This is a genomic window from Aeromonas sp. EU05-FHT14A05, from assembly GCF_058791175.1.
On the sequence record NZ_JBYTDH010000008.1, the window covers coordinates 78,110 to 95,195 of the forward strand.

Annotated in this window: 12 protein-coding genes; 3 read left to right on the top strand and 9 right to left on the bottom strand. The window is 60.1% G+C overall.

All coding sequences use genetic code 11. From position 1 onward, the window contains the following. Positions 1–45: 45 nt before the first annotated feature. The 3 genes from AC3WR3_RS13030 to fabA all read left to right on the top strand — a co-directional run bounded on the left by AC3WR3_RS13030 (position 46) and on the right by fabA (position 3,104). The gene (locus AC3WR3_RS13030) at positions 46–450 is read left to right on the top strand and encodes a helix-turn-helix domain-containing protein (protein ID WP_492292046.1); all 405 of its coding nucleotides are present in this window, start codon (positions 46–48) and stop codon (positions 448–450) included. A 38-nt stretch (positions 451–488) separates the two neighbouring features. Continuing rightward, positions 489–2,465, top strand: a complete 1,977-nt coding sequence (locus AC3WR3_RS13035; protein WP_202045767.1) for a Lon protease family protein — start codon at positions 489–491, stop codon at positions 2,463–2,465. A 78-nt stretch (positions 2,466–2,543) separates the two neighbouring features. Then, complete coding sequence (gene fabA, locus AC3WR3_RS13040; protein ID WP_042648253.1) at positions 2,544–3,104, top strand: 3-hydroxyacyl-[acyl-carrier-protein] dehydratase FabA; 561 nt, start codon at positions 2,544–2,546, stop codon at positions 3,102–3,104. 83 nt (positions 3,105–3,187) lie between these two features. On the opposite strand, the gene rmf is transcribed toward fabA, so the two are convergent. From rmf to AC3WR3_RS13085, 9 genes are all read right to left on the bottom strand, one after another. After that, entirely contained in the window at positions 3,188–3,367 is a 180-nt protein-coding gene (rmf, locus tag AC3WR3_RS13045) for a ribosome modulation factor (RefSeq protein WP_005315693.1), read from the bottom strand. 158 nt (positions 3,368–3,525) lie between these two features. Further along, positions 3,526–5,172, bottom strand: a complete 1,647-nt coding sequence (locus AC3WR3_RS13050; RefSeq protein WP_342058711.1) for a DUF3466 family protein — start codon at positions 5,170–5,172, stop codon at positions 3,526–3,528. A gap of 8 nt (positions 5,173–5,180) precedes the next feature. Continuing rightward, entirely contained in the window at positions 5,181–7,091 is a 1,911-nt protein-coding gene (uup, locus tag AC3WR3_RS13055) for an ATP-binding cassette ATPase Uup (RefSeq protein ID WP_265435244.1), read from the bottom strand. 68 nt (positions 7,092–7,159) lie between these two features. After that, positions 7,160–7,390 carry a glutaredoxin family protein gene (locus AC3WR3_RS13060; protein ID WP_005329597.1) on the bottom strand — a complete coding sequence of 77 codons (231 nt, stop codon included), beginning with the start codon at positions 7,388–7,390 and terminating at the stop codon, positions 7,160–7,162. Beyond that, the gene (gene rlmKL / locus AC3WR3_RS13065; protein WP_479757684.1) at positions 7,390–9,561 is read right to left on the bottom strand and encodes a bifunctional 23S rRNA (guanine(2069)-N(7))-methyltransferase RlmK/23S rRNA (guanine(2445)-N(2))-methyltransferase RlmL; all 2,172 of its coding nucleotides are present in this window, start codon (positions 9,559–9,561) and stop codon (positions 7,390–7,392) included. The genes AC3WR3_RS13060 and rlmKL overlap by 1 nt, the downstream gene beginning before the upstream one ends. 285 nt (positions 9,562–9,846) lie before the next feature. Further along, positions 9,847–10,383 carry a cell division protein ZapC gene (locus AC3WR3_RS13070; RefSeq protein ID WP_342058709.1) on the bottom strand — a complete coding sequence of 179 codons (537 nt, stop codon included), beginning with the start codon at positions 10,381–10,383 and terminating at the stop codon, positions 9,847–9,849. Between the two features lie 85 nt (positions 10,384–10,468). Then, positions 10,469–11,479, bottom strand: a complete 1,011-nt coding sequence (pyrD, locus tag AC3WR3_RS13075) for a quinone-dependent dihydroorotate dehydrogenase (RefSeq protein ID WP_005329600.1) — start codon at positions 11,477–11,479, stop codon at positions 10,469–10,471. A gap of 46 nt (positions 11,480–11,525) precedes the next feature. Next, positions 11,526–16,367: an NAD-glutamate dehydrogenase gene (locus tag AC3WR3_RS13080; protein ID WP_492292047.1), complete on the bottom strand. Its 4,842-nt coding sequence runs from the start codon at positions 16,365–16,367 to the stop codon at positions 11,526–11,528. 448 nt (positions 16,368–16,815) lie between these two features. Beyond that, positions 16,816–17,037: a DUF2835 family protein gene (locus AC3WR3_RS13085; protein WP_139434462.1), complete on the bottom strand. Its 222-nt coding sequence runs from the start codon at positions 17,035–17,037 to the stop codon at positions 16,816–16,818. Positions 17,038–17,086: the final 49 nt, after the last annotated feature.

Here is a 17,086-nt window from a genome sequence, read left to right on the forward strand (position 1 = left end):
GTCGGTATGATGGGACGATTGTCTAACCACTCAGGAGACAAAAACATGGACTCTAAAACGCTGCTTCTGGCCTACATGAGGGCCAAAAAGTACAGCCAATTCCAGGAAGTTGCCGCTGACCTGGGATTTACCACCTCGTATATCTCAGCTGTGAACAAAGGAAAGTCGCAACTCACTGATGCCACTGCAAAAAAGATGGCTGAAGAAGCTGGCTTGGACGTCAGCGAAGTGCTGTTAAGCATGGCGGCGGTCAGGGCGACCGATCCCGAGCTAAAACAGGCTTGGTACGACATCCTGGCGAAGTACTCGAAAGGTGCAGGCACGGCTGTAGCCCTTGCGGCGGCTGTGTTTCTGTCTCCTGTGAACGGGCCTGACCTAACCGCGCATAATGTATATTATGTTAAATGGCATGTGCTTGTTTCCTGTTACCGCCAATTGAACTGTGTATAATGGAAACAATTGATCCTATCCCCGACCGGATGTCTTAAGTGGCTGAATTAACATCAGAACAATTAAAACCCGCTTTCACGATTGAGCAGTTCCCCACACTCAGCGAGCTCGAACCCATCCCTTTTGCCGCCCTGCAACCCAGAGCCATTTCCGGCATCAAGCGACTGGCCAGTTTTGATGGTGACTGCCCGGTCATGTTGCTTAACGGCTTCCCGGGTGCGGATTATGAGAGTGTCTGCCAGACCTTGATCGCCTCTTCCAATGGCAAGGATGGCGACCTGTTCGATCTCTGCTACACCGAGAACCTCAACAACCCGTTCAAGCCTATCTGGCTACGCCTGCAACCCGGTACCGGGTTTGAATTCTGCGAGATGGTTGGCGAGCTGCTCAAGCTGATGAGCCATCATCTGGATGCCGAGCGCCTGGTCACCCGCATCATCCGCAAGCAGGAAAATGACCCCAAGATCGTGGACTTTCTCTCCGATCTGGCGGCGCACGTGGCCCAGGGGCTCGAATTCCAGCACCCGGTGCTCATCAACCTGCTGATCCATCACGAAGAGCAGCAAGCCCCCGTCATCTATGGCCGGGACTTGAACTGGGACACTCTGTTTGGCTCCATCAACTACCAGACCGAGCAAGGCTCCGTCTATGCCAACCAGCACTTGCTGGAGCCGGGTCTGCTGCGGGAAGCCAACGGCGGCTACCTCATCTTGCAACTCGACGAGCTGCTCGATCAGCCCCATCTCTGGTTCAAGCTCAAGAACGCCATGCAAAAAGGCGAGCTGGACTGGAATGCCTATCAGGAAGGCAAGACCCTGACCCCCTTCTTCACCCCAGAGGCCACGCCTATCCGGTTCAAACTGATCCTGGTGGGTGACCGGCTGGATGTGGCCGAGTTCCAAATGCTGGACAGGGACATGTCCGAGCGCATCTTCCTGCGCGCCGATCTGGTGTCCGAGGTTAACATCGAAGAGGACTTGCCCGAGTTTCTGCAATACCTGGCCTGGCTGCGGCTGCGCTGGAACCTGCTGGACTTCACTCCGGGTGCCCTCCTCGCCCTGTGTCGCCATGCCAGTCGTCTCTGTGACCATCAGGAGTGGCTCTCCCTCTCGGAGGTGCAGCTCAGCGCCATCATGCGCATGGCTGACAGCCTGGCCCGGGAGCTGGAGGCGGAGAAGGTGACCGACGAGCACATCCTGCTCGCCCTGGAGGAGCAGGATTACCGTCTCAACTACCTGGTGGAGCAATCCGATCAGGGGGTCATCGATGGCCAGATCCTGCTGCAGACCGACGGTGAAGAGGTGGGCCAGATCAACGGCCTCTCCGTCATCCAGGTGGCAGGTCATCCCTATGACTTCGGTGAACCGGTGCGACTGACCGCCACTGTGCATCTGGGGGATGGCGATGTGGCCGACATCGAGCGCAAGGCTGAGCTCGCCGGCCACATTCACGCCAAGGCGATGATGATCATCCACGGCTATCTCTCCAACAAGTTCGGCGCAGAGAACCCCTCGCCGCTCTCGGCAAACCTGGTGTTCGAGCAGTCCTATCACGAGATTGACGGCGACAGCGCTTCTCTGACCGGTCTGTGCGCCCTGCTCTCTGCCCTCGCCCGCCAACCCATCTCCCAGCGTTTCGCGGTGACCGGCGCGGTCGATCAGTTCGGCAACGTACAGGCTGTGGGTGGCGTCAACGAGAAGATCGAAGGCTTCTTCCGGGTGTGCAAGATCCACGGCATCACCGGCAAGCAAGGCATCATTCTGCCCGGTACCAACGCCCAGCAGCTCAACCTCTCCGATGAGGTGATTGCCGCCGTCGAAGCGGGCCAGTTCCATATCCACCCGGTGGACCATGTGGAAGAGGCCATCGAATTGCTGACCGGCTGTGTGGCCGGCGAGCCTGACATGCCGGATACCCTGTTTGGCCGGATCCAGGACAGACTGGATGAACTCAATGGCACTGCCCCCAAGAGTGGCGTGCTGCGCAACCTGCTGGGCCGTCTATTCGGCCTCTAAATAAAGTGATCGGAGTTGTTTAGCGAACAACTGTAAGCTAAATTGGCCCGGCTTTGACCCATATGAAGGATAAACAGCGTGACCCTAGATAACGACACCACTAATACCCACCTCTCCCTGTGTGAACAAGGTAAAGAGTCGTTTACCCGTGAAGAGCTGCTTGCCTGCAGCCGTGGCGAATTATTTGGTGAGGGTAACAGCCAACTGCCCGCCCCCAACATGCTGATGATGGATCGCATCGTCAAGATCAATGACAACGGTGGTGAACACGGTAAAGGCGAAATCCTGGCCGAACTCGATATCACCCCGGATCTCTGGTTCTTCGACTGCCATTTCCCTGGCGACCCCGTCATGCCGGGCTGTCTGGGTCTCGATGCCATGTGGCAGCTGGTCGGTTTCTTCCTGGGCTGGAAAGGCGGTCCGGGCAAGGGACGCGCTCTGGGCGTTGGCGAGGTGAAATTCACCGGCCAGATCCTGCCGACCGCCAAGAAAGTGACCTACAAGATCACCTTCAAGCGCGTCATCAACCGCAAGCTGGTGATGGGCATTGCCGACGGCGTGGTCGAGGTGGATGGTCGTCCCATCTACAGCGCGACCGACCTGAAAGTGGGTCTGTTCAAAGACACCACCGCATTCTGATCTGCTCTGACCCTGTCAGAGAGTGACAACGTAAAGGGGCCGCCATGGCCCCTTTCCTTTTGTAATGAGTGATGAAGTCTCGGTTACTTCATGAAGAGGCCTGAGCCTCGCCCCTCCATGGCGTCGCGCCAACCACCAAGCCAGTGCCCTCTGGCATCCAGGCATTGATACGGACACGCTTCTTTCTGTTTGCCGACTACGCCAGCCTGATAACCACGAGCGCGAGCTCTCTCCAGACGGTCCCGTTTCTGTCTCTTCATCATCTACGACCCTCTTCGTGGAACAAAAAAAGCGACCAAGTTTTCACCGGTCGCTTTCATCTTTACCCCAGGGGGGGAGCAGGGTCAAACAAAAAATTCCATGCTATTCAGACGTTGTGACACAAGATACTGAACTGCATTAATTTTTGATGACACATTTTTTATCGCTGGTAACGGCGCAGCCAGGCGAAAGGCAAGGCCAGCAGAGTCAACCAGAACAGGCTGCCACCACCGCCATCCTCACCATCCTGACCGGTCTGGTTGTTGACCGGCGCATTGCTGACCACGTAGTTGGCTGGCGTATTGCCCTGATAGCCCGCCACGGCCGGCATCAGCTTGACGGCGACCACGGTCGCGTTGGTGCGCAGGTTCAGATCGCTCTCGCTGTTGTAGCGATAGGCGGTGGCGGCTATGGTGCCATCACTGCTGATGCCGCTGGCGTAGGCGATGTGGTAATACTTGCCATTCTGGGCACACTGCTTGGCGCCAGCATCATCCAGACCACAGATCAGATCGTTCAGGTACCAGTTGTTGCTCGGGGACGCCGCATTGAGCAGGAAGGCTTCCTGCATGCGGTTGGTGCCGTTGGCCACAGGCTGGGTCTGATGGCGGGAGTCACGCCAGCCGACCACCATGTTGTGATCGTTGATGGCCGCGCCCTCTGAGCCGGAGCCGGAGAGCGGCTTGTCCTGCAGGGGGATGCTGGCTGCCGTGCCCGGGTTGTTCAGATTGAACAGGAACATCTCGGTCGGCCGGTTCTGACCCTTGTTGATGCTGTAACGCTGGTTACCGATCACATAGCCATTCTCGTTGACAGATACCGCCCAGCTATTTTGCAGCACACTGTCATCCTTGCCCGGCTCGCCATCGGGCAGCGGGATGATCTTGGTGGCTCCCACAGTGCCGGCATCGAGGTTCAGGGTCCAGTAGCTGGCCAGGTTGCGGCCGTCGAGATCCCCCGACCCTACCTCACCGGTGGAGCTGTAGCCCACGCCGTACAGGGTGCCATTGAAGGTCGCCGCACCGAATGCAGAAGCGGTCTGCAGCACTTCGTCGCGCTGACGACCATAGTCGGGGGCCTGTATCAGCTTGTTGAAGCCGCCCGAGCCATTGAGCAGCCAGAAGCTGGCCTGGGTATCGAGCCCGGGGCAGTAGCGGAAGTCGCCATACTCATCGTCATTGCCGGCGAAACACCAGTTATAGAAGTCACCGCCCACGTTGTGGCGGTACTTGCCGCTGGCGGCAGTCCCGGTCACCAGGTACTGGCCGTTGTCCAGCTTCTTGATGCTGGTCGGGACGCTCAGGCTGTGGGTGCCGGCGGCATCTTTCAGCTCGACCGGGTTGCCGTCATTGACGATGGCAAAGGCGGTGCGCAGCTTGCCATCCATCTTGTAACCCGCGCGATCGGTCGGGGCATCCCCCAGGGCCGTCACCAGGCCATCGGTCTGGGTGGTGGCGACATAGCCGATGCCGCTGCGCTGATCGACACCATCGAGGAAATCGCGGCGCCACTGGTAGGCAAAGCCCGGATTCTCATCCCAGAAGGAGTCACAGACGGAGCTTGAAAGGAAGCAACCCTGCTCGAAGCGGAAGCGATCGACCAGGAAGTCGGCAGAGCGCACGGTCGAGAAGTACTCGGCCATGTTGTTCTTGGTGTTAATCCCGATGAGTCCGCTGCCATCGGTACTGATCCCGCTGGCATATCCTTTGACTTCGTCATCGACAATGGTGAAGAAGGAGCTTTGTGCCGCCTGCGCGTTGAGGCTGGCGCCGACCAGGATGGCCAGCATGGATAATTGCTTTTTCATCTACTTCCTTAGTCTTGATGTTTCAACGCTTCCAACTCCTCCCAACGGGAGAAGGCGTGTTCCAATGCGGACTCTGCCGCATGCAATGCATCCAGTTTGGACTGGGTCTGCTCCGCCGGCAGGGAGAAGAAGCCGGGATGGTTGATCTCCGCCTGCAGGGCATCGAGTTCCGTTTCCAGCTGTTCCAGCCGGGCTGGCAGATTATCCAGCTCCAGTTGCAACTTGTAAGAGAGTTTGCGTGTTTTTTTCACCGGCTCAGCCGCCAACGCGACAGGCTCTGCCACCTTGGCCGCAGCCGCCTTGGTCGCCTGTTGCTGACTCTGCTGGGCCCGGGTGGCCATCATGTCGGCATAGCCGCCCACGTAGTCGCTGATCCGCCCATCCCCTTCAAACAGCCAGCAGCCGGTCACCGTATTGTCGATGAAACGGCGATCGTGGCTGACCAGCAGCAGGGTACCGGGGTAATCGGTCAGCAACTCTTCCAAAAGTTCCAGCGTTTCGACATCCAGGTCGTTGGTTGGTTCATCCAAAATCAACAAGTTACTGGGTTTGAGGAATAGCTTGGCCAACAGTAGACGGTTTTTCTCGCCCCCTGACAAGGCCTTGACCGGGGTCCGCGCCCGTTTGGGCTCAAACAGGAAGTCCTGCAGGTAGCCCAGGATGTGGCGGGAGCGGCCGCGCACCATCACTTCCTGCTTGCCCTCCCCCACGTTGTCCACCACGGTCTGCTCGGGATCGAGCTGCTCGCGGTACTGATCGAAATAGGCCACTTCCAGGTTGGTGCCGCCCTTGACCCGCCCGCGGCTCGGCTCGAGCTGACCCAGCAGGAGCTTGATGAGGGTGGATTTTCCGCAGCCATTGGGGCCGACCAGGGCAATCTTGTCGCCCCGCAGCACCTGCAGATCCAGCCCCTGGAACAGGGTGCGATCGCCAAAGTCCAGGCCGAGCCCTTCGGTCTCGAACACCAGCTTGCCGGAGCGGTTGACGTCGTCCAGCTGCAGCTTGGCCTTGCCCTGCAGCTCACGGCGCTGGGAACGCTCCATGCGCATCGCCTCGAGGGCGCGTACCCGGCCTTCGTTGCGGGTGCGGCGGGCCTTGATGCCCTGGCGTACCCACACCTCTTCCTGGGCCAGCTTGCGGTCGAACTCGGCGTTTTTCAGCTCCTCGACCCGCAGCCACTCCTCCTTCCCTTGCAGGTACTGATCGTAATTGCCGGGCCAGGAGGTGATGGCGCCCCGATCGAGATCGATGATCCGGGTCGCCAGCTTGTGGATGAACTCCCGATCGTGGGAGATGAAGACGATGGCGCCGCGAAAATCCTTGAGGAACTCTTCCAGCCAGTTGATGGCGTCGATGTCCAGGTGGTTGGTCGGCTCGTCCAGCAGCAGCAGATCGGGGTCGCAGGCGAGCGCACGGGCCAGGGCCACCTTGCGCAGCCAGCCACCGGATAAACTATCGAGGGTCACGTCAGGATCCAGCCCCAGCAGGGTCAGCACCTGGTTGATGCGGGTCTCGAGCTGCCAGCCGTTCTGATAGTCGAGCTGCTCCTGCAATTCGCTCATCTTGCGGATGTTGGCGTCGGAGGGATCGTGCCCCAGCTCCAAGGAGATGTGGTGGTACTGCTTGAGCAGCTCCCCCACCCCGGCCAGCCCTTCGGCGGCATAGTCGAACACGGTCAGCTCGCTCGAGGCGGGCGGATCCTGCTCGAGACGGGTCACCTTCAAGTCCTGCTGCAACACCAGACGGCCGTCATCCAGAGACAATTCGCCCGCGATGACCTTCATCAGGGTGGACTTGCCCGCCCCGTTGCGTCCCACCAGACAGAGGCGCTCGCCGCGCTCTATGGTCAGCTCGGCATTGTCGAGCAGCGGGAAATCACTGAACGACAGACAAGCGCCGTGCAATGTCAAAAGTGCCATGTTTGTTCCTTGTTACTTATGAAAAAACGGGCGGCAGACTCTGCCCCCGTTTCATCGTCAAATCAGTCTCACCCCTGACGGGCAAGCCAGCCCTTGAGCTGTGCCAGGGTGAAGGGCCAGCCCAGTTCACGGCCGGCGTCATCCCGCAGCACCGGGATGCGCACCCGGTAGGCCGCAAGCCACTGCTCGTCCTCCAGGATGTCACATTGGCGAGTACTGGCGGCAAGGCCGGCCTCCTCCACCAGCGCCCAGGCCTGTTCGCACAGGTGGCAGCCGTCGGTGTGAAACAGGGTCAGCATCAGGCCTGCGTCTCGGCGTGGGTGATGATCCAGCAATTGTGGATATGCTGGTTGCGCTCGAAATCCTTCGGCCGGGTCTTGCCGGTGATGTTCTGGGCCTTGAGGCCAGCGGCCTCGAGACCGGCCAGATCCATCTTGAAGTGGCGCTTGTTGTTGGAGAACACCAGGGTGCCGTCCGCCGCCAGCAGGCGCTTGAGGTGCTGCATCAGCAGCAGGTGATCCCGCTGCACGTCGAAGCTCTCGTCCATCCGCTTGGAGTTGGAGAAGGTGGGCGGATCGATGAAGATGAGATCGTACTGCTCATCCGCTTCCGACAGCCACTTCAGGCAGTCCGCCTGGACGAACTTGTGCTGACGGCCCACCAGCGAGTTGAGCCGCATGTTGTCCTGCGCCCAGTTGAGGTAGGTGTGGGACATGTCCACCGTGGTGGTTTCGCTCGCCCCGCCAAGGCCCGCGTGCACGGTGGCACTGCCGGTGTAGGCGAACAGGTTCAGGAAGCGCTTGCCGCGGGCCATCTGACCCAGCATGCGACGGGTCTGACGGTGATCGAGGAAGAGACCGGTATCCAGGTAGTCGTAGAGGTTGACCCACAGACGGGCGCCGTACTCCTGCACCTCCATCCGGTGCTGCTCTTCGGAGAGCTTCTGGTACTGCTGCTTGCCTTCCTGACGCTCACGCACCTTCAGGATCACCTTCTCGCCGTCCATGCCGGTCACCTTGATGGCGGCCTGCACCATGTCGAGCAGACGCTGACGGGTCTTCTGGGCGGGGATGTCCTTGGGCGCGGCGTACTCCTGCACCACCAGGTAATCCCGATAGCGGTCGATGGCGGCGTTGTATTCCGGCAGATCTGCATCATAGAGGCGATAGCAGTCGATCCCCTCCTTGCTGGCCCACTTCTCCAGGGTCTTCAGATTTTTGCGCAGGCGGTTTGCAAAGTCCTGCGCCACCTCTTTCTGGGAGGCCACGGAGTCGAGGGCAATCTGGTAGTTGCGCAGCTGGCACTCCAGCGCGCCGTTGAACAGGCGATACTGCTTGTCCGCCCGCAGGCGCAGGCAGCTCAGGAGCTCAGGGGAGGCAGACAGTATGGTGACCTTCCAGCCCTGGAAGCTGCGGCGCAGGGCATCGCCCAGGGCCTGGTGCACTTCCAGCAGGGCCGGGAACTCCCCCAGACGCTCGCCATAGGGCGGGTTGGAGATCAGCATGCCGATCTCGCGGGCCTCCCCTTCCACAGCAGGCATCGGCAGCGGGTTCTCGAGCGCGGTCACGTCGGCCTGCTTGAAGGTGATGAGGTGGGCCACCCCGGCCGCCTTGGCGTTGTCGCGGGCCTTCATCAGCACGCGAGGGTCGGCATCGCAGCCAAACAGCTTGGCTTCGCAGCGCTGCATGCCGCGCTTGGCGCGCACCTGGGCTTCCATCATCAGGCTCTGCCACAGTTCGCCATCGTGTTGCAGCCAGCGATCGAAACCGAAGCGTTCCCGGCGCAGGGCCGGCGCCATGTCGGCGGCGATGAAGGCCGCTTCGATGAGCAGGGTGCCTGAGCCGCACATGGGGTCCATCATGGGCTCGCCGGTCCAGCCGCTGCGGGCAATCATGGCGCAGGCCAGGTTCTCTTTGAGCGGCGCCTCGCCTGTGCCCTGACGGTAGAAACGCTGGTGCAGCGCCGGGCCGGACAGGTCCAGGGTGATGTTGGCCTTGCCCTTGCCCAGGTGCGCCATGATGCGGATGTCCGGCGACTTCTTGTCGACGTCCGGGCGCACATGGCCACGCTTGGTGAAGCGGTCAACGATGGCATCCTTGATCTTGAGCGCGCCGTACTGGGTGTTGCGAATGGCCGGGTTGGTACCGGTAAAGTCCACGGCTATGGTGGCGGTGCCGGGGAAGTGCTCTTCCCAGGGAATGGTGTGTGCGCCGAGATAGAGATCCAGATCGTCGTTCATCTGGAATTCGGAGAGCACCAGCACGATGCGGGAGGCAAAACGGCTCCACAGGCAGGCCTTGTAGCCAATCGCCAGTTCGCCTTTGAAGTGGACGCCGGCCACGGTCTCACGGACCTGCTCCGCGCCCAGGGTGGTCAGCTCGACGGCCAGCAGGTTTTCCAGCCCCTTGGGGCAGGTTGCAAAAAATTCTTTCATCACGCTCACGGGGATGCCATAAAAATAGTGCCGCATTATACCTTATCGGCCCGCACTCGGCATCCGAACCTTGGGGTTCGCGCGAATATAAAGGGGGCTGGCCGGCGCAATTCCCCCCGTCCTTGCTCTTGTCGCCGGCACAGAGGGCGCGGGCAAGAGGATGCGACTCAATATCCAGCGCAGAAGGGAGCTCGCCAAACGGCGACGAAGTGACCCAGGGAAGCTGCCGCAACGGCATGGGAGAGACGAGCAATAAATAACCGGTTTCGGTTATTTTAAGGGCGTATGAATATCAACCAAAAATAACGTGCAGAGGCAGTATCAGCTGACCTGTCGATATTGTGCCTGGGCACGGGTCCTGGTCTGCATCCGGTTATTCATCACCTTGATCACCGCGAACCTTGGCAGGATCTTGCTGGCGGTCAGCACCAATTCCTCGGTCAGGTTCAGGCAAACGCTCGCCTGATCGCCGGCCTCGATGACCATGAACTCTCCCCTGCCATGGGGAGTCTCCATCCACACCAGGGAGCCCATATCAGGCAAGCAATGAGTCTGCTGTTCATGAAAGAACCAGCTTTGTGGCATCAGGGGTTTATAAAAGCGGCTGACGGCGATGGCATTGAGTACCAGTTGAACCTGATGGGGAACACTCCAATCGAGTTCGGCGGCCTTGTCCATCAGCTGATAATAGAGGGCGGCATCGTCGACACAAAAAGGCTGGGTCGTGAAGGAGCTGGGTACGAGTTGTCGCCCCTTATATTCGGTGGCGAATATCATGCGATCGGATAAATCCAGCATCAGACGGTCATCCTGAGCATCATAATGCCACTGCCAATTGTCATTGGGTTGGATACACATGGAGTTGCCCTTACTTAAGCCGTTCCTCGACTTTATTCCATGTCGAGAATTTGAGCAACTTTAAATAAGGGCAAGCGGTTATCTTTTAAATATGGGTAACGATCTCTTTGACCAGGCTCGGGCCCTTATAAATAAAGCCGCTGTAAATCTGGACCAGACTGGCACCCGCCGCTAATTTTTCCCGGGCGGCCATGGCGCTGTCAATACCACCCACCCCTATGATAGGCAGCGCCCCATTGAGGGCCTTGGCCAGCAGGCGGATCACCTCTGTGCTCTTGTGCTGGAGCGGACGGCCGCTGAGCCCCCCTGCTTCACCGGCATGGGGCATGTCATAAATCATGTCGCGCTCCAGGGTGGTATTGGTGGCGATGACCCCATCGATCCCGTTTTTGATCAAGGAGGCGGCAACCTGATTAATTTCATCCAGGCTGAGATCGGGGGCAATTTTAACGGCAAGGGGAACGTACTTCTTATATTGCGCGGCCAGCTCCTGCTGGCGAACCTTGAGGGCAGCCAGCAATTCATCGAGTGCCTCGCCATATTGCAGCGAACGCAGCCCCGGGGTGTTGGGGGACGAGATATTGACGGCAATATAACCGGCATGATCATAAACCTTGTCCATGCAGATCAGATAATCGTCCTTGCCCTGCTCGATGGGGGTGTCCTTGTTCTTGCCGATATTGATGCCGATCACCCCCTGATATTTGGCCTCTTTCACCTTGGCCACCAGATGATCGACACCCTTGTTGTTGAATCCCATGCGGTTGATGATCCCTTCCGCCGGAATTACCCGGAACAACCGCGGCTTGTCATTTCCGCTCTGGGGCTTGGGGGTCACAGTGCCTACTTCAATAAAGCCGAACCCCATGGCACCAAATGCGTCGATACACTCCCCGTCTTTATCGAGGCCGGCCGCCAGTCCCACCGGATTGGCAAAATTAAGCCCCATGACAGTGACGGGGCGTTGGGGGAGTGAATGACGGAAGAAACAATCGAGCGGTGTACCGAGAAGGCGGGGCAAATACTTGATGGAGAGATCGTGTGCCTGTTCGGGATTGAGTTTGAACAGAAAATGCCTGGCGAGGGGGTACAGCATGTTTGCTCCTTAAAAAAGCCCCGGCAACTGGCCGGGGCTTTTGGGGTTATGCCGAGGTTCGGCAATTCAACTGGAGCAGGTTCAACTCTCGCAAGGCCACCGAGAACTTGGCGAACTCGTGGGTGCTGGTGGTCTTGAAGTCGGCCAACATATGGGTCCAACGGGACAAGAGTTGCTCATGCTCCGAAATCCAGTCGGCCAGTATGGTAGCGCATTCTCCCTGCTCTTTGCACCCTTCCAGTACCACTGAGGTGAGGCTGCGTTGCTGCCAGTCCAGATCCTCGCGGAAGGAGGCCCGGGCCATCGCCTGCCAGTGGTTGCCCACCGGTTGATGGTTGATCTGCTCGAGGAACCAGTGCAGATCCAGCTTGGCACCGAGGCGGTAGTAGACGTTGGCGGCGCGCAGTATGTCGGTCTTGTGCTCAGCGGCAATCTGGGCCAGATCCAGGCTGGAGAACAGGCTGCTCATGTGGGCCACCCGACGGGCGATGGCTTCCGGTACCTGTTTGGCCACCAGGGCGGCGACGGCCTGGCGATGCTCGGCCACTTCGCTCTCGTCCATCACCTCGTAGAGGTGCTCCCCCAGGGTCTCGAAGGCCGGGCGGAAGAAGGCGATGTTCTCGCCGATGCTCCAGCTGCGGTTGCGGGCACGCAGGAACCAGCGAGTGGCCCGGCGCACGATGCGGCGGCTGTAGAACATCAGCTCGAGCTGGGTGTTGGCGTCCACCAGGTTGTCACAGCCTTCGATGTCGCGCCACAGGGTACCCAGACCGAACACCTCCCGGGCCATGGCGAAGCAGCAAGCCACTTCGGCCACCGAGGCACCGGTCTCGTCCTTCATCCGGCTGGCGAAGTTGAGCCCCATGTCGTTGACCAGCATGTTGGCCACCCGGGTCGCGATGATTTCGCCACGCAGCGGGTGCTGGGCCAGCTCGGCACCGAACTGCTGCTGCAACTGGGCCGGGAAGCTGGTGACCAGCATGTTGGCGAGGAAGGGCTCCTCGGTCACTTCCGGGCAGTTGAGCTGCTCTTTCAGTACCATCTTGCCGTAGGCCACCAGCACCGCCAGCTCGGGACGGGTCAGCCCCTGCCCTGCCGCCATCCGCTCGGAGAGCTCCTCGTCGGAAGGCAGGAACTCCAGCGCACGGTCCAGCTTGCCTTCGCGCTCCAGCCCCTGGATGAAGCGTTGCTGCTCTTTCAACTGCTCGGCACCACGGAAGGCGGTGACCGAGATGGACTGGGACTGGCGATAGGCGTTGGTGATGACGATCTGGGCCACGTCGTCGGTCATCTCGTACAGCATCTGGTTGCGCTGCTTGAGGGTCATGTCTCCTGCGGCCACCAGCTGGTTCAGCAGTATCTTGATGTTGACCTCGTTGTCGGAGCAATCCACTCCGCCCACGTTGTCGGTGAAGTCGGTGTTGATGTGACCGCCCTGGCTGGCGTACTCCACCCGGCCAAGCTGGGTGAAGCCGAGGTTGCCGCCCTCGCCCACGATGCGGGCGCGCAAGTCACGGCCATTGACCCGCAGCACGTCGTTGCTGCGATCCCCTACGTCGGCGTCGCTCTCGCGGGCGCTCTTCACATAGGTGCCGATGCCGCCGTTCCAGAGCAGGTCGACGTTGAGGCAGAGCAGCGCCTTGATCAGCTCGTTCGGGGCCATGCTGGCCTTGTCGGTGCCGAGCAGGGTCTGAATTTGCGGGCTCAGCTTGATGGACTTGGCGGAGCGCAGGAAGATGCCGCCCCCTGCCGAGATGAGCTCCCGGTTGTAGTCATCCCAGCTCGAACCCGGCAGCTCGAACAGCCGCTTACGCTCGACGAAGCTCCTGGCCGCATCGGGGGTCGGGTCGATGAAGATGTGCATGTGGTTGAAGGCGCCCACCAGCTGGGTGTGCTCGGAGAGCAGCATGCCGTTGCCGAACACGTCGCCGGCCATGTCACCTATCCCCACGCAGGTGAAGTCGGTGGTCTGGCAGTTGACGCCGATCTCGCGGAAGTGACGCTTGACCGATTCCCAGGCGCCGCGCGCCGTGATGCCCATCTTCTTGTGGTCATAACCGACCGAGCCGCCGGAGGCGAAGGCATCGCCCAGCCAGTGGCCATACTCCTGGCTTATCTCGTTGGCGATGTCGGAGAAGGTGGCGGTACCCTTGTCGGCGGCCACGACCAAGTAGTAGTCATCCTCGTCGTGACGCACCACGGATTTGGGCGGGATCACCTCCCCCTTGATGATGTTGTCGGTGACATCGAGCAGGCCGCGAATGAAGAGACGATAGCAGGCCTTGCCCTCTTCCTGGATGACGGCACGGGGCGCCCCCGCCGGCATCTGCTTGCAATAGAAGCCGCCCTTGGCGCCGACCGGCACTATGACGGTGTTCTTCACCTGCTGCGCCTTGACCAGACCCAGCACCTCGGTGCGGAAGTCCTCCTTGCGATCGGACCAGCGCAGGCCGCCACGGGCCACCTTGCCCCAGCGCAGATGCACCCCTTCCACCCGCGGCGAGTAGACGAAGATCTCGAATTTCGGCAGCGGCAGCGGCATGTCGGTGATGCTGGAGGGGGCCAGCTTGAAGGAGATGTAGGGCTTGGCCTGACCCTCCTGATCCGGCTGGTAATAGTTGGTGCGCAGGGTGGCGTCGATCATCTCCATGTAGCGGCGGATGATGCGATCGTCGTCCAGGTTGGCCACCTGATCCAGCTTGGCGGCGAGCTGCTCGTGCAGCTTGGCCTGCACCTTGGCATCCTGCTTGATGGCGGGATTGAGGCGCTGCTCGAACAGGGTGAACAGCAGCTCTGCGATGTCGGGGTAACGGGTCAGCGTCTCCTCGATATAGGACTGGCTGAAGGAGACGCCGGTCTGGCGCATGTATTTCGCATAGGCGCGCAGCACAGAGACCTGACGACCGGTGAGGCCGGCCCCCAGCACCAGACGGTTGAAGCCGTCATCTTCCAGGGTCTTGTTCCAGATGGCGGCGAAGGCCTGCTGGAAGCGCTGTTGGCTCTGGGCCAGATCGAATGGCTGATCGCCGCGCAGCAGCATGGAGAAGTCGAGGATCCAGAAGATCTCGCCGCTTGGGGTCCGTACCTGATAGGGCGTCTCGCCGATGACGCGCAGCCCCATGTTTTCCAGCATGGGCAGCACATCGGAGAGGTGGATGGGCTCGGTGCGGTGGAACAGCTTGAGGCGTACCCGGCGATCGTTCTCTTCTTCCTGGGCGCGGTAGAACAGCATGCCGAGGGGTTCGGCTTCACTCAGGCCATCGAGGGCCATGATGTCGGCCACGGCAGAGCCCGGCAGCACGTCTTCCTTGTAGGCGCGGGGGAAGGCAGTGCTGAAACGGCGGCGCAGTTCATTGCCACGGGCCTCCCCATAATGGGAGAGCAGCACGGAATCCAGGCGGTCATCCCAGCTGCGGGCCGCTTCAATCAGGTTGTTCTGTACTTCGTTCACATCCACATCCACGTTGTTGTTGTTGACCCGCACTATGTAGTGGGTCCGAGCCAGCACGCCTTCGGTGAAGTAGACGTTGAACTCCACCTCTTCGCTGCTGCCAAAATACTTCTGCAAGATCTGCTGGGTCTTGATCCGCAGCGCCGTGTTGTAGCGCTCCTTGGTGACATAGACCATGCAGGAGAAGAAGCGGCCGTAGACATCCCGGCGCACGAACAGGCGCAGCATGTCGCGCTCCTGCATCTCCAGCACGCCAAGACCGGTGGCCAGCAGCTCCTCTTCCCGGGCCTGGATCAGCTCGTCGCGGGGATAGGTCTCCAGCACGTTGAGCAGCGCCTTGTAGGCGTGGGAGCCCTTCTCGTGACCGGAGGCGGCCATGATGCGCTCGAGGCGGTGGCTGATGAGGGGGATCTGGGTGGCACTGGTGTTGTAGATGGAGGAGGCGTAGAGACCGATGAAGCGATCTTCCCCCACCACCTTGCCGTGTTCGTCGAAGCGCTTGATGCCGATGTAGTCCACATAGGCCGGGCGGTGTACCCGGGACTTGCTGTTGGACTTGGTGAGGATCAGCAGATCGGAGCTCAGGGCGGCGTGACGGGCGCTGGCGGGCATGATGCCAAGGCGCTGCCCCTCATCCTTGATGGAGTTCTTCATCAGCCCCAGGCTGGAGTCCGGCAGCGGCAGGATCTCGTGATCCCCCTCCACCGCCTTGACGTCATAACGGCGATAGCCCATCAGGGTGAAGTTGTGGGCGGCGACCCATTTCAGGAAGGCGACACAGGAGTCGACGTCTGCCTGGCTGACCGGGTTCTTGCGCTTGGGCAGCTCCTCGATGATCTCGTTGAGGCGACCCAGCATGGGCTGCCAGTCCCCCACCGCCAGGGCCACTTCCCTCGCCACCGAGTTGAGCTCGGCGGTCAGGGCATCCATCTGTTCCTCATCCGTCAGATGATCGATCTCGATGAGGAAGGCGGTCTCGACCGAGGTCTGGGAGGCCGTGTTGTCGAGATCCAGGATGGCGCCAATCTTGCCATCGCCGCCGCGAATGAGGTGCAGCGGCTGGTGCAGCATCATGTGGGCCGTGATACCCCGGCGCTTGAGCGCCATGCGGATGGAGTCCACCAGGAAGGGAGAGTCCTGCAGGATGATCTCGACGATGGTATGGGGAGACTGCCATCCGTGGCGGGTCAGCTCGGGGTTGTAGACCCGGATATAGGGCTCTGTGCTGGTGCGCTGGTTGAGCGCATTCCACAGGCTGAGCGCCGCCCCATAGAGATCGCTGTCATTGCGATCGTGCAGGTCGGTGCTCGCCATGTTGCCGTAGAACTTGGCGACGAAGCACTCGACCAGGGAGGCACTGTTCTTGGGCAATTTCTGATGGATCAGGCTGAGAACGTTTTCGAGCAGAACTGAGGTAGGGGCGTCTTTCAATGCCATTGCTAGTTTCCTTATCGGACGACATCACAGACACGGCGACATCCACCCAGGATGCACGCCGGTACAGAGTTGCTGCGAAGTGTAATGACTTGGATCGCGGAAGGCGAGCAAAGGTGATAACGGGATGTTAAAAACAAGGGGCAGATCACGGCTTGGGTTGTGATAAATTTTGCCAAGTCGCTAAAATTTAGAAAATCGCACTGGTTCTAAGGCAATTTACCGGATAGATAGTGACTTAAAGCAGATATTTACCCGGAATATTGTTCATGTTTTGTTAATTTATGCGTTTTGGGCTAACGGGGCGCTCATCCTCCTGCATTTGGCGCCGCAAGCAGGCGTATTCCCCTCTACAGGAGGCTCACACGAGCGGTTCGACTACGGCAAGCGACCCTTTCGAGACAGAGGCCACCGGGATGAGCCGAGAAGGGGCCGCTCTCTTCGACTCGCCTCAGGCGAGCCTCTCCAGGCGAACAAAGCGGTGATCTTCCTGGGTGACCAGCCGAAAGTGACCGTGCACCCCGTTGACGCTGACGAAGGAGCGGATCTTTTCCAGGCCCAGCTCTATGGTCAACCCCTGCTCGGTGCGCACCACCAGGCGTCTGGCCTGGCCCTGGTACATCAGCATGATCTCGTCGCGGCTGAGGGCCAGCCGAAAGGTGTACTGCCTCATTCCCCCTCCTCTTGATGAAAAACGGGCAGGAGAGCCTGGCTCCCCTGCC

Coding starts and splice junctions, on each gene's coding strand:
- AC3WR3_RS13085 (WP_139434462.1), bottom strand. CDS start 17,037: ATGAGGCAGTACACCTTTCGGCTGGCCCTCAGCCGCGACGAGATCATG.
- AC3WR3_RS13030 (WP_492292046.1), top strand. CDS start 46: ATGGACTCTAAAACGCTGCTTCTGGCCTACATGAGGGCCAAAAAGTAC.
- AC3WR3_RS13080 (WP_492292047.1), bottom strand. CDS start 16,367: ATGGCATTGAAAGACGCCCCTACCTCAGTTCTGCTCGAAAACGTTCTC.
- uup (WP_265435244.1), bottom strand. CDS start 7,091: ATGGCACTTTTGACATTGCACGGCGCTTGTCTGTCGTTCAGTGATTTC.
- rmf (WP_005315693.1), bottom strand. CDS start 3,367: ATGATGAAGAGACAGAAACGGGACCGTCTGGAGAGAGCTCGCGCTCGT.
- AC3WR3_RS13060 (WP_005329597.1), bottom strand. CDS start 7,390: ATGCTGACCCTGTTTCACACCGACGGCTGCCACCTGTGCGAACAGGCC.
- AC3WR3_RS13050 (WP_342058711.1), bottom strand. CDS start 5,172: ATGAAAAAGCAATTATCCATGCTGGCCATCCTGGTCGGCGCCAGCCTC.
- AC3WR3_RS13070 (WP_342058709.1), bottom strand. CDS start 10,383: ATGTGTATCCAACCCAATGACAATTGGCAGTGGCATTATGATGCTCAG.
- rlmKL (WP_479757684.1), bottom strand. CDS start 9,561: ATGCGGCACTATTTTTATGGCATCCCCGTGAGCGTGATGAAAGAATTT.
- pyrD (WP_005329600.1), bottom strand. CDS start 11,479: ATGCTGTACCCCCTCGCCAGGCATTTTCTGTTCAAACTCAATCCCGAA.